General features: G+C 66.7%; 11 protein-coding genes. 3 read left to right on the forward strand and 8 right to left on the reverse strand.

Annotated features, from left to right (window positions below; all coding sequences use genetic code 11):
• Positions 1–382 precede the first annotated feature (382 nt).
• Complete coding sequence (locus FPH17_RS10855; RefSeq protein ID WP_154880525.1) at positions 383–1,150, reverse strand: class I SAM-dependent DNA methyltransferase; 768 nt, start codon at positions 1,148–1,150, stop codon at positions 383–385.
• 211 nt (positions 1,151–1,361) lie between these two features.
• On the opposite strand from FPH17_RS10855, the gene rpsA reads away from it, so the two are divergent.
• From rpsA to FPH17_RS10870, 3 genes are all read left to right on the forward strand, one after another.
• Positions 1,362–2,825, forward strand: coding sequence for a 30S ribosomal protein S1 (gene rpsA, locus FPH17_RS10860; protein WP_095278821.1), 1,464 nt, complete (start codon positions 1,362–1,364; stop codon positions 2,823–2,825).
• A gap of 84 nt (positions 2,826–2,909) precedes the next feature.
• The gene (gene coaE / locus FPH17_RS10865; protein WP_095554360.1) at positions 2,910–3,518 is read left to right on the forward strand and encodes a dephospho-CoA kinase; all 609 of its coding nucleotides are present in this window, start codon (positions 2,910–2,912) and stop codon (positions 3,516–3,518) included.
• Positions 3,519–3,575: 57 nt separating this feature from the next.
• Positions 3,576–3,950: a DUF4259 domain-containing protein gene (locus tag FPH17_RS10870; protein WP_154880527.1), complete on the forward strand. Its 375-nt coding sequence runs from the start codon at positions 3,576–3,578 to the stop codon at positions 3,948–3,950.
• A 16-nt stretch (positions 3,951–3,966) separates the two neighbouring features.
• Here FPH17_RS10870 and FPH17_RS10875 read toward each other — a convergent pair whose 3' ends face one another.
• The 7 genes from FPH17_RS10875 to FPH17_RS10905 form a co-directional block, all read right to left on the reverse strand.
• Positions 3,967–5,703 (reverse strand): choline/carnitine O-acyltransferase, encoded by a 1,737-nt coding sequence (locus FPH17_RS10875; protein ID WP_154880528.1) that lies wholly within the window; start codon positions 5,701–5,703, stop codon positions 3,967–3,969.
• A gap of 52 nt (positions 5,704–5,755) precedes the next feature.
• A complete protein-coding gene (locus FPH17_RS10880; protein ID WP_154880530.1) occupies positions 5,756–7,402 on the reverse strand; it encodes an ABC transporter ATP-binding protein in 1,647 nt (548 codons plus the stop codon).
• On the reverse strand, positions 7,399–8,421 hold the full coding sequence (locus FPH17_RS10885) for an ABC transporter permease (RefSeq protein WP_154880532.1): 1,023 nt from the start codon (positions 8,419–8,421) through the stop codon (positions 7,399–7,401). Before FPH17_RS10885 ends, FPH17_RS10880 begins: the two co-directional genes overlap by 4 nt.
• A 2-nt stretch (positions 8,422–8,423) precedes the next feature.
• Complete coding sequence (locus FPH17_RS10890) at positions 8,424–9,368, reverse strand: ABC transporter permease (RefSeq protein WP_095554693.1); 945 nt, start codon at positions 9,366–9,368, stop codon at positions 8,424–8,426.
• A 4-nt stretch (positions 9,369–9,372) separates the two neighbouring features.
• Entirely contained in the window at positions 9,373–10,926 is a 1,554-nt protein-coding gene (locus tag FPH17_RS10895; RefSeq protein WP_154880534.1) for an ABC transporter substrate-binding protein, read from the reverse strand.
• Positions 10,927–10,931: 5 nt separating this feature from the next.
• Positions 10,932–11,837 carry a TetR family transcriptional regulator C-terminal domain-containing protein gene (locus tag FPH17_RS10900; protein ID WP_154880536.1) on the reverse strand — a complete coding sequence of 302 codons (906 nt, stop codon included), beginning with the start codon at positions 11,835–11,837 and terminating at the stop codon, positions 10,932–10,934.
• A gap of 69 nt (positions 11,838–11,906) precedes the next feature.
• On the reverse strand, positions 11,907–13,175 hold the full coding sequence (locus FPH17_RS10905; protein WP_167496824.1) for an alpha/beta fold hydrolase: 1,269 nt from the start codon (positions 13,173–13,175) through the stop codon (positions 11,907–11,909).
• Positions 13,176–13,216: the final 41 nt, after the last annotated feature.

Here is a 13,216-nt window from a genome sequence, read left to right on the forward strand (position 1 = left end):
CCGATCGCGTGGCGAACCCCCTCCACCACGCTGTGCTTCCCTTTTCACTTAAACCCCCTGTGAGCGGGGAAGGGTTTTCGATGTTTCTCCCGCCTCAGTGGTCTTCCCTTACCAGAGGGGCGAGCTTCGAAAACCAAGAGCGAGTTTAACATGTTGTGAGCGAATTGCCGGGTTCGCCTTACGTGAAACTCAGGCATGAAGAAGCATTTATATTTTATGACGAGTCTCACGATGTGGAAATATCTTGACCTGCAAGTTGGCTGTGTATGGGTCGATTTTCCCGGAAGGGCGGCAAATGGTCATCTCACTTCAAAGAGCGGTGAAAGTGCCCCTATATGGGGGTGTCGGGCTCGGGGGAAGCTGAGAGTGCGGGAAGTGAAGCTTAGACCGCTTGGGTAGTGAAGATGGCTGTGCCCGGGAAGAGCGCGCCGCGCTCCGGTGACCACTGCCCCCAGGTTTCTGTGAGGGTGGGTGGCCAGGTTGGCTCGGTGACGTCAAGAAGCGACAGCCCCGCTGCACGGAGGGCGCGGACCCAGTCGCCGAACGTGCGGTGGTATTCCGCGTAGGTCAGTAGGCCCTCGGCGTCGCGCTCCTCGTAGGCGCGGTCGAAGTAGCTGATCTCAGCGGTGGTGGAGGCGGGGTCGTCGGGGAAGACCCAGCGCATGGGGTGCGTGACGCTGAAGACGAAGCGGGCGCCGGGGCGCAGGACGCGGCGGATCTCGGAGAGGGCCACGCCGAGGTCGGCGACGAAAGGCAGCGCGCCGAAGACGGAAAATGCGACGTCGAAGGCGGCGTCGCGGTACGGCAACGCGAGCACGTCCGCTTGCGCGAGGGGGAGTCCGGTGGGCGCGCGGTGCAACATGCCCGCGGAAATGTCGAATCCCGTGACCAGTTCGGCGTCCTGCGCAGTGTGTGCGAGCCACGCGCTGCACGGGGCGGAGCCGCACCCGATCTCCAGCACGCTGCGCCCGGTGAGGTCGCCGAGGAGGCGTGCCTCCGACTCGTGGAGCATCTCCGGGCACCAGTAGAAACTTGACAGGTACGCCGCGTGATCGGCGTGGTAGCGTGCCGCGTCATCGTCCCAGAATTGGCGGTTTGCCGCGGAGGGGGTGACGGTGGCGTCGATAAGCGAATGATCGGAATTGTGCATGACGGATATTATTTGCTTAAGCAGGTGAAACGGACTACCCTTGCAGGGGCGCATCGACGTATCGGGGCGACACCGGCCGTAATAGGAGGGCCTGGGTCGATCCTCGCGCGAGATCTTTCCCACGTCAAGCCCCCAATGGATGGTGAACTGGGTGGAGAGATGCGCCCCTGTCCAATTTCGATCTCCTATTCATTTCGGAGCACATATACTTATGCGCACTACTAACGCACCCCAGGTTGCTATCAATGACATCGGTGGCCCTGAGGAATTTCTCGCTGCAGTCGACGCCACCATCAAGTACTTCAACGACGGTGACATCGTCAGCGGCAAGGTTGTCAAGGTTGACCACGACGAGGTCCTCCTTGACATCGGCTACAAGACCGAGGGCGTCATCCCGACGCGCGAGCTGTCCATCAAGCACGACGTCGACCCGGACGAGGTTGTCGAGGTCGGCGACGAGATCGACGCGCTTGTCCTGACCAAGGAGGACAAGGAAGGTCGCCTGATTCTGTCCAAGAAGCGCGCTCAGTACGAGCGTGCTTGGGGCACCATCGAGGAGCTGCAGAACAACGACCAGCCGGTTACCGGTACGGTCATCGAGGTTGTCAAGGGCGGCCTCATCCTGGACATCGGCCTGCGCGGCTTCCTGCCGGCATCGCTGGTTGAGATGCGTCGCGTCCGCGACCTGGAGCCGTACATCGGCCAGGAGCTCGAGGCGAAGATCATCGAGCTGGACAAGCACCGCAACAACGTCGTGCTGTCCCGCCGCGCCTACCTGGAGGAGACCCAGTCCGCGGTCCGCTCCGACTTCCTGCACCAGCTGCAGAAGGGCCAGGTCCGCAAGGGCGTTGTGTCCTCCATCGTCAACTTCGGCGCCTTCGTCGATCTCGGCGGCGTCGACGGCCTGGTCCACGTGTCCGAGCTGTCCTGGAAGCACATCGACCACCCGTCCGAGGTTGTCACCGTGGGCGACGAGGTCACCGTCGAGGTGCTCGACGTGGACCTGGACCGCGAGCGCGTGTCCCTGTCGCTGAAGGCAACCCAGGAGGATCCGTGGCGCGTGTTCGCACGCACCCACGCCGTGGGCCAGATCGTCCCGGGCAAGGTCACCAAGCTCGTCCCGTTCGGTGCGTTCGTCCGCGTCGACGAGGGCATCGAGGGCCTCGTCCACATCTCCGAGCTGGCTCAGCGCCACGTCGAGGTGCCGGACCAGGTTGTCAACGTGGGCGAAGAGGTCATGGTCAAGGTCATCGACATCGACCTGGACCGTCGCCGCATCTCCCTGTCCCTCAAGCAGGCTGACGAGGACTTCACCGAGGAGTTCGATCCGTCCCGCTACGGCATGGCCGACTCCTACGACGAGCAGGGCAACTACATCTTCCCGGAGGGCTTCGACCCGGAGACCAACGAGTGGATGGAAGGCTACGACGAGGCTCGCCAGGAGTGGGAGGCACGCTACGCCGAGGCAGAGCGTCGCCACCAGGCGCACGCCGGTCAGGTGGAGCGTCACCGCGCCGCAGCCGCAGAGGCCGCCGACCAGGCAGCAGACCAGGCAAACTACTCTTCCGACTCCAACGCTGCAGCTCCGGCAGCGGAGCCGGCAGAGTCGTCCATGGGCTCCCTGGCTTCGGATGAGCAGCTCGCCGCACTGCGCGACAAGCTCACCGGCAACTAAATCCTCCATGTGAGGTCGCACGGCGGCCCGCACCCAGTCGCTTATCGACGGGGCGCGGGCCGCTTTGCTCTATCATCGGTGCCCATGTACATGATCGGATTGACCGGCGGCATCGGCAGCGGCAAGTCCACGGTCGCGGCGCTTATGCGCCAGCGTGGCTTTCCCGTCGTTGACGCCGACCAGGTGGCCCGCGACAACATGGAACCCGGCTCGCCCGTCCTCGCCGCAGTGGCGGAGGAGTTCGGCGCCGACCTGCTGGGACCGGACGGCGCGCTGGACCGGGCGGAACTGGCCCGCCGCGCATTCGCCTCGGAGGAGGCGACGCAGCGACTCAACGCCATTACCCACCCAGCGATCCGCGCGGAATCCGCCCGCAGGTTCGCCGCGCTGGAGGCCGCTGGGGAGCGGGCAGCGGTATACGACATGCCGCTGCTCGTGGAGCTCGGCATGGACCAGGACATGGACATGACCGTCGTGGTCGACGTGAATCCGGAGGAACGCGTGCGGCGCCTGGTGGCGCACCGCGGGCTGGACGAGGCCGACGCGCGCAACCGCATCGCGCGGCAAATCCCGGACGTCGAGCGCCGCGCAGCGGCAGACGTGGTGCTGGATAATAACGGCACGGAGGACAAACTTGCACAGCAGGTAGACACGTTGGCAAACCGGATTACCAACATATTGCTTGACGTTTAAGTATTGTTCGCTTTACGGAAAGCAACCTGCAACCAGCCGGTCTTAAGCTAACTGGCCATGGGAACGTGGAACTATGGGCCGTTTGATAATGACCACGCGCGCGACGCCGTGCGTCAGCTTGCCAATGGCACGTTCCGCATGGATAAGTTCCGCTTCGCCTGCCGCGAGCTGCCCCTTGATTCGGGCCAGGCCGAGGTCGTCGTCGCCCTCGTTGCCGTGATGAACGGCAACCTGCCCTCCGAAGAGTTCCACGAGGCTCTGGCGTTTGAATTTTCGTTCCGCGACCGATGCTGGCTGGAGCACCAGGTCCGTGAGCTGATGTCCTCGCCCGACTCCGACTTGTACGAGCAATGGCTCGACGCCGGCGAGCTCGAGCAGTGGCTGGCGGCGACGCGCCGCGCCACGGGGTTTACGGGTTTCGCCGGCGCCTAGCCGGCGAGCGGCCCCGCTAGAGGTCCGCGCAGAACTCCCAGAGCAGCTCGGCCGCGCGCGCGAGGTTACGCAGTAACTTCTCGGGCCGTTCCGCGGTGTCCGCGTTGAAGGACACGCAGTACTCGGTGGCCTTCGGCAGCGGCGTGTAGGCCACGCCGAAGCCCTCGGGCAGCGTCGGCGCGAAGGCGTACCGCACGATCTGGTCCGCGCCGCCGATCGAGGTGGTTGAGAGGAAGTCCTGGCGCGCCGCGATGGTGGTCTCGTCGGTGAAGAACTCCGCCGGGGGCAACCGTTCGTCGAGGCGCTCGAGCATCTGAATGTGGCGGTCAAACCCGTTACCGGACTTGCCACGCTTCACCCACGCGCGGTGGGCGTCGACAGCGGCCACGAGCTGCTCCTGGGTGGCATCGCCGTCCACCAGGTGGCGGGCGAAGGCGACGGCCTCGGGGGTCGCCGCACGCAGGCACTCGGTGCGGCCGGCGCGGAACTCGCGCATGTCAACGGCCTCGTACACCGCACGCACGCGGCCGTAGGTGAGCTGCTGCGCGATGGACAGGATGAGCTGTGCGCTCGCGTCGCGGCTGAACTTCAACGGTAGGTCGTCCGGTTGGTTGATGTCTACGGGGACGATCTCGGCGGTGTACGGTTGCGCGTCGTCACCGGTGATGTTGGTGTACGAGCGCACCTCGCGCGCAATGTCCGAGATGTTGCTGTCTAACTCCCAGCGCAGCTCCTGCGGGGCACGCGCGGTCATCGACGCGGACTCGGTGACGTCGACGTCGTGCATCCGCGTAAGCGCCGTGACCAGTGTCGCCCCGTCCTGGCAGCTGTGCTCGACGTGGACTGCGGTCCACGGGCTGTCCACCCCGAACTGGTAGCTCAGTGGTTTGTAGGTCCAAGCGCCGCGCGGGCGGAACGTTAGGTCCGCCAGGAGCGCGGCGTCGCTGCGGCCCGCGGCCTCCACGAGGTCCACGGTGAACAACAGGTCGCGGAGGCGCGCGTAGGTGCCGGGGTTCTGCGTGAAGAGGCCCGAGAGGGCGTCGCCAAGCGGGCCGGACCCGATCAGCGACGCAGCGTTGAAGTCTGCGTTGAAGTCGGCGGCCTCATCGGTGGACAGCAGCTCGTCGAACGCCGCGGAGAGTTGGTCAAGCGGCGCGACGTTGCCGTCAGAGTCGCTGATTGGCAGGGCGAAGAGGCGACCGCGCACGAACACGCCGATTTCCCGATCCGCGACGTCGCGATCGCATACATTGACGTCGTCCACGTCGACGTTCGGGTGGCGGACGCCGCCGTTGTAGACAAACCACTGGTTCATGGTGATGCGGTTGTCGCGCGCGTCAACGTCTTCGGGAACCTGTTGCGCCGCGGCCTGCAGGTGCACAGTGGCGATGCGTTGCACGGCGCTGGCAACCCGGCTCGTGCCTGTGCCGTCGCCGAAGGGCGCGAGCTGGAACCCGACGTTCGTGCTCAGCTGCAGTGGCTCCCGGTTTTCCAGGTACCCCTCGTACCACTCGTCGTGCAGCCAGTTCGTGCCTTCCTTCTCGCGGGCGGCGGCACGGTCGCGCAGGGTGGCGTCGAGAAGCGGCCCATCGCCCTGCGCGAAATCCTCGATGACGCGAGTGGCGTGGGCGAGATCCTCCTCGCTGAGTACCGCGGAGAGTGCGGTGCGGTATGCCCCGAGTGTCTGCCCGAGCGGCGGCAGGGGCAGCGGCTTGAGGTCGACGGTGGCGGGGTGGACTGGCAAGGAGTGCACGGCGGCTCACTTCCTAGGCTGGGGTCAGATCATCCACCAGCCTAGCGGGCCGCTACAGCGAGGGGACGTCCGCGAGCAGGTGCTTGGTGTAGTCGTGCTGCGGGTTCTCCAGGACCTCGTCGACGGTGCCGGCATCCACGATCACGCCCTTGTTCAGCACCGCGATCCGCGTGGCCACGTGGCGGGCAAGCGCGATGTTGTGGGTGACAAAGAGCATGGACAGGCCCCGCTCGCGGCGCAGCTTGGCCAGCAGGCGCAGGATGGAGGCCTGCACGGAAACGTCGAGTGCGGAGGTCACCTCGTCGCACACGAGCACGGACGGGGCGTTGACCAGGGCGCGGCCGATCGCCGCGCGCTGGCGCTCGCCGCCGGAGAGGTCGCCGGGCCGGCGGTCGTAGAAGCTGGGGTCGAGCTGCACGGCCTCGAGTACCTCGTACACCACGTCGCGCTGCTCGCGCTTGGGCAGGCGCTTCGACAGCTGCATCGGCACGCTCAGCGACTCGCCGATCGTGCGCCGCGGGTTCAACGAGGAGAACGGGGACTGGAAGATGTACTGCACCGCCTGGCGCTGGTCCAGTGTGCGCTGGCGGCTACCGTGCGCGAGTTCCTCGCCACCGAGCGCGACCGTGCCGGTGTACCCGGGATTCAGCCCCGCGATGGAGCGCGCGAGGGTGGTTTTGCCCGACCCGGACTCGCCAAGCAGCAGGATCGAGTCGCCCTCGTTGAGCTCGAGGTCGATGCCGTGGAGCACCTTGTTGTCGCCGTAGGACATCTCCAGGTTGCGGACCTGCAGGAGCGGGGCCGGGCCCTTGCTTATCGACGCCCCCGCGCCACCCTTGCCCGCGCCGCCCGCCTCGCGCCCGGCGAGGTTCTTCTTCCCCGCGAGGTCCGGGATGGAGGCGAGCAGCCGCTGGGTGTAGCGGTGCTGCGGGGAGTACAGGACCGATTGGACGGGGCCTTCCTCCACGATGTCGCCGCGAAGCATGACGATGACGCGGTCAACCAGCTCCGCGACGACGGCGAGGTCGTGCGTGATGTAGAGCGAGGCGACGGCGTGGCGGACGGTCATCTTGCGGATCGTTTCCAACACGTGCGCCTGGGTTGAGACGTCGAGGCCGGTGGTGGGCTCGTCGAGGACGAGCACGTCGGGGTGCATCGCGAACGCCATCGCGATGCCGACGCGCTGCTGCTGGCCGCCGGAGAGCTGGTGGGGCCAGCGCGCGAGGTACGCGTCGTCGTCGGGCAGGTCGACGTCCCGCATGACTTCGCGGACGCGCGCGGCGGCGTCCCCGTCGTAGTTGTGCTGGTCCAGCACCTCGGAGATCTGCTCGCCGATCCGCATGGTGGGGTTGAGGCTCAACGCGGGGTCTTGGGGCACGTAGGCGACTCGGGCTCCGCGCAGCTGGCGCAAGTCGTCCTCGCCGAGCCCGAGGACGTCGACGGTGTCGCCGTTGCGGGTGTGGAGGGTGACGGTGCCGTCGGTAAGCGAAAGGCCCTCGCGGCAGTGGCCGAGCGCGGCGAGACCCGCCGTGGTCTTGCCGGAGCCGGATTCGCCGACCAGGCCGACAATCTCGCCGCGATGGAGCTCAAAGTCAATGCCGTGCAAGATCTCGGTGCCGTCGTTGGCGCGGATGCGCAGGTCGCGGACGCTCAGTACGGTGCCGGCGGCGTCGGCGGGGGTGGTGATCGCGGTGGTCATCGTTGGGCCTCCTCGGACTCGGTGGCGGTAGGTGCGTCGTGGCGGATGGGCTCGTTCTTCGGCCTCCGCGCGGCGTCGAGCTGCTCGGGCGTGGGGCGTGCGGGCATGGCGGTGGACGCGGTGGCGCGCGCGGTGGCGTCGGCAAGCATGTTGGTGCCGATGGTGAGCAGCGCGATGGCCGCGACCGGCAAGATGACGCCCCAGGGCTGGAGCGAGAGTGCGATGCGGTTCTCGTTGATCATCAAGCCCCAGTCCGCGGCGGGCGGTTGGATGCCTAGACCGAGGAAGGACAGCGAGGCGATGGAGCCGATGGAGTAGGTGAGTCGCAGGCCGGCTTCGACGGCGAGGGGGCCGGTGATGTTGGGCAGGATCTCGCGGAGAAGGATGCGCCAGTGAGGCATGGAGTACATCTGGGCGGCGCGGATGTAGTCCTCGTTGGTCACCGACATTGTGGACGCGCGGGCGACGCGGGCGATGCGTGGCGCGTGGGTGAGCCCGATCACCAGCACGAGGACGGTGGCGGAGGGTCCGAAGATGACGATCGCCAGCATGGCGAAGATGAGCTGCGGGAAGGCGAGCACGACGTCGTTGATGCGCATGAGGACCGCGTCGACCCAACCGCCCGCGTAGCCGGCGACCATGCCGATGAGCGTGCCGACGAGCATGCCGAGCGCGGTGGCCAAAAACGCGGTGACTAGCAGGACCAAGCCGCCGGCGATGAACCGGGAGAAGACCGAACGGCCGAGGTTGTCGGTGCCGAATGCGCCCTCGCCGGTGAACGGCAGCCCGAGGAACTCGGTGGTGGAGTAGCCGGTGAGCTGCTCCGCGAAGAGGTAGCCGATGACGGTGCACACGACGATGAGGGAGGTGAGGACGAGCCCGACCTTGCCCTCGGGGATTGCCCAGATGCGGGCGAGCACCGGCGCGGGCTTGGACGCGGATTCCTTGAGCGTCTCGAACTCGTCAGCGGGCTCGTTGCCTGCGGTGCTGTGGGCACCGGTGGTATTCGGTGTGGTCATTGCTAGCTCCTCAGTTTCGGGTTGGCCGTAATGCTGACGATGTCCGCGATGAGGTTCACCACGACGTAGACGGCGGCGATCAGGAGGGACACGGCTTGCACGACTTGGACGTCGCGGTAATTCACGGCGTCAATGAGCGCGACGCCCAAGCCGGGGTAGCGGAACAGGTACTCTACGACGACGATGCCGCCGGCGAGCCACGCAAGCTGGATGGCCACCACCTGCGCGATCGGCCCGACCGCGTGTGGCAGCGCGTGACGGAAGATGACGCGCCGCTCGGGCACACCCTTCAGACGCGCCATCTCGACGTAGCCGGAGTCCAGCGTCTCCACCATCGTCGCGCGGGTCATGCGCGCGATGTACGGGCTGACCACCAGCGCGAGCGTGATCGTGGGCAGGATGAGCTGGGACGGGAACTCCCAGACGTGGCTGCCGGGAGGGGACATCGTGACCGCCGGAAGCACCTTGAACACGGAGGTGGCAAACAGCGTGATCAGCGCGATACCGATGACAAACTCCGGCATGGCGGCGAGGATCAGCGTCACCCACGTGATCGCCTGGTCGCGCTTGGTGCCGCGCCACCAGGCGGCGTAGATGCCAACCAGGATACCAACTGGGATGGCCACGACGGCCGCGAGCACCATGAGCACGAGCGAGTTGGCCAGCGGCTCGCCGAGCAAGTCCGTGACCGGGCCGCCGGTAGACGTCGAGGTCCCCAGGTCCCCGGTGAAGATGCCGCCGAGCCACATGAAGTAGCGCTGCAGCGGGGGCTTGTCCAGGTTCATCTCGGCCTCCAGCGCGGCGATGCGCTCTGGCGTGGCTTGCTGGCCGAGGATCGCCGTGGCGGGGGAGCCCGGCAGCAGCAGCGTGGCACAGAAGATGATGATGGACACGGCGATGAGGATGAAGATGCTCACCGCGAGTCGGCGCAGAATGAATTTGCCCATGATGTTATGCCTCCGCGAGCCAGATTTTGTGGAACATTGCTTGCGACAGCGGCACACCGCTCGGGTGCGGCGTGAGCCCGACCACGTAGTTGTGGTAAGCGTCGACCTGATTGGCAAAGCCCCAGATGATGTAGCCGCCTTCGTCGTAAAGCTCTTGCTGTAGTTCTCGGATGCGTGCCTCGCGCTCGGGCTTTTCGACGATCGCGCGCGCCTCATGCACCCGTTGGGTGAAGTCTTCGCGCACCCAATGCGTCTCGTTGAACGGGGAGTCCGCCGTGGCGCACTGGTTGACCTGCTGAAGGAAGTTGCGCGTGTACCAGAACGACTGCGCGAGCGGGTACTCTAGGTAGTTTCCGGACGCGTAGAACGTGGAGGAATCCACCTGCTGAATGTTGACGGTGATGCCTGCCTCGCGGGCCTGCTCGGCGAAGACCTGGGCGGTGCGCACGGCGCCAGACTGGATCTCGGAGGTGACCAGGTCCACCTCGATGCCGTCCGGGTAGCCGGCCTCCGCGAGCAGATTCTTCGCCTTCTGCACGTCCTGTTCTCGCTGCGGGAAGTCGCGGGGGTAGGCCTCGTCGTAGAGCGCGAACATGTCGTTGCCCAGCTGGCCCTGGCCGGAGTAGACCTGGTCGACCATCTGCTGCCGGTTCACCGCGAGGCGCATCGCCTGGCGCACGCGGACGTCATCGAACGGAGCGACGTCGACGCGCATGGTCAGCGGCAGCCACATGCCGGTTTCAGAGATGAGCGTGCTCAGGCGCGGGTCTTCATCGATGACGCGGGCGAGCGCGTGGTTGAGGCTGCCGATCGCATCCACCTGGGAAGACAGCAGCGCGTTGAGCATGGCGTCCTCCTCCTGGAAGTCGATGATGCGCACCGCGTCCAGGTGCGCGGGTCCGGCCCAGTAATTGTCATTGCGCACGAGTGTGGTGGACTGGCCCGCAGTAAAGTCCTCGAGCGTGAACGGGCCGGCGCCGATTGGGTGTTCCGGGTCGTAGTCTTCGGGGACGATGCCCATCTGGTACTCCGCGAGCGAATCGACCAACGCGGCGTCCGCGACCGCGAGCCGAATGAGCAGCCGCCGGTTGTCGAGCACCTCCATGCTGTCGATGTGGGAGATCGACGCCGCGCCAGACTTCGGGTCCTGCGGGTCGCGGATGCGGTCGTAGGAGAACATGACGTCCTCGGGCCGGACGGGTCGGCCGTCGGAGAACTGTGCGCCCTCGCGCAGCGTGATCGTCCATTCGGTGGCGTCCGCGTTCGGCTCGATCGCCTCCGCGAGGCGGTACTCCAGGTTGTAGTCGTCGTCGCGGCGCGCCAGCGCGTCGTACAAATTGATCACGCGCGCGGCGTCGCTCGTACTGGTGGGCACGTGCGCGTCCACGGTATCCGTGGACGAGCCGCCGACGAGTCCGATGCGCAGCGTGCCGCCCTGCTTGGGCGGGCCGGAGGTATCAATGTTTTCGACGGGTGCGGTGGAACAGGACGCGAGCGCGAGTGTCGCGCCTCCCATCACCGTGGCCTGCAGCAGCTGCCTGCGGCTCAATTGCAGCATGTCGTTCACACCTTGCTTTCGTGTGCTTGGGAATCTCGGGCGGGGGCTACGTCTGGAGGCGAGCCTGCTGGCTCGCGGCCTGCGCCGCCGCTATCGCTGTGCGTGATCCAGCCGCGGATGCTGCCGGTGACCACCGCGTGGACGTCGGCCGGGCTGAGGTCGCCCGCGAGCATGCGGATCCCCAGGCCGTCGATGAGCGCGGTCAGCGCCGTGACCATGGTCTGGGGGTCCCCGGCCCGGAAGGTGCCGTTGTCCATGCCCTCTTCCACGACAGGCAGGAGCTCCCGCTGCCAGCGCGAGTACGCAATCTCGGTGGCGTCGTGCGCATCGGTGAACATGGCGGAGGAGGACCAGAACTGCGCCCAGGTTGCCCACTCGCGATGCGCCTCCGGCGAGCCGTCGAGTTGGACGGCGAAGAGCGCGTTGAGTCGGTCGACCGGGTCTGCGACCGCGTGCGCTGATGCCCGGCGCGCAATGCCCTGCAGCGAACAGGCATCCAAGGTAGCCAGGAAGATCTCGTTCTTGGTGGGGAAGTAGTAGTGCACGGCGGAGGCGGACATGCCCGCGGCGGCGGCGATGTCGGCCACGGTCACTGGCTGGTACCCGTGCGCCGCAAACAGCGGCCACGCGGCGCTGACAATAGCGTGCCGGCGGCTTGATCGCGCCTGGTCGCGCCGTGCGTCGTGCTGGCGCGGTGGGCGTGGCTCGCCGCGGACGGCGAGCTCCCGGGCGGGGACGCCGGTGAGGTCGGCCAGGAGGGCCAGCTCCGTTGCGGTGAAGCGCCGCACCCCGGAGAGCGACTTCGACAGCTTGCTTGCGTCAATACCCAAGTGCTGAGCGACGTCGCGCTGCCGCAAGCCGGAGGCGGCGATGGCGGCGCGCGCCGCGTCATATGGGTGGGCTGGAGTCATAACAACGACCGTATAAATAGCTGGCAGGAGTCGCAACTCCCTGATGCAGAGTCAGGGGAACGCTCGCAATTACGCCCTATCCGGGGGCAACGCGGCGTGCACCTGGCGGAATATCTCGTCGCCGTGGAGGTAGATGCCGTCGTGCTGGTACGTCGGGTGCGTGGTGACGGACAGGTTGGGAATCTGCGCCGCCTGGGCGCTGGCGTAGTCAAAGGGGACGAAAAGGTCATCCTCGTAGAGCAGGACGGAGGCGGGTGTATCGTTCGCGCGCAGCGCGTCGGCGTCCACGCTGGGCCGTTGACCCGTGCGTTGCGCAATATCCTCGACCACCTCGCGGAACGGGCGGAGCGCGGGGTCTTGGTCGAAGTGAAACGGGAAGAAGGCGTTGCCCAGCAGGTAGAAGGGGGCGTCGCTCCGTGGGTCTGCGTGGACCGAGAACCCTTCGGCCTCCTCGTATGTCCGGGCGCCGGGCCAGTCCGTGGGACGCGGGGTCAGGCCGGCAAATATCTGGTCGTGGACTACGGCCCACAAGGGATTGGGCGCCAGGCTGAGCATCGCGCCCACCGCAGCGAGGAAGTCGGTGCGCAGCCGCTTGTGCGCGCCGCGGTGGAACGGTGCTTCGAGCAGCATGGCAAGCGTGTCCGCGCCAGTTTCCTCGCCGAGCCGCACGCCCACGAAGCGGAAGCGCTCCGGGGTGAGCCGCTCGCCGGTGGGCAGAAACTCCTCGGTGTCCGCCAGGTGCGCGCATACCTCCCGGACACGCCCTTCGGCCCACGGCACCGCGGCGTAGAAGCGCTCAACGCGTTGGGCCATGAGCGTCACCGATTGGCGGTTGAACTCCTCCGGTGTGGTCCCGAACGGCGGGACCACGCCAGTCATCATCGCGCGCCCAATGCCCTCCGGAAAGTAGGAGAGGTAGGCGCCGACACAGATCCCGCCAAATGAGTTGCCCAGGATGTCCCAGGTGTTAAAGCCCAGGTGGCGGCGCAGGTCCTCGGCGTCGGCAGCGATGTCGGGTGGGCGGAGGCGGGAGAGATGCGCGGCGTCGAGAAGCGTGCGCTGCGTCGCGTCGATCCTGGTGGAGCGGCCGGTGCCTCGCTCGTCGATGAGGAAGACGCGGTAGTGCTTGAGTGCCTCGGGGATCCAACCCATGAGCATGCGCGGGCCGGGGTTGCCGGGGCCGCCCTGGAAGTAGGCGAGGGGCGGCGCTTCCGGGTCGGTGTACAGCTCGCGCGCGAAAAGCTCGAGGGTGCCTAGCGACGCGTCAGCGCGGTCCCAGGGGACGCGGATGACGTGCTCGCGGATCTGGAAACCGTGGGGGATCAACGTAGAAAGCATGTGCCCCATTCTGGCACGGCGGCAGCGGAGCAGTTGGGGGG

This window comes from Corynebacterium gottingense, assembly GCF_007559235.1.
GTDB classification, from domain to species: Bacteria; Actinomycetota; Actinomycetes; order Mycobacteriales; family Mycobacteriaceae; genus Corynebacterium; species Corynebacterium gottingense.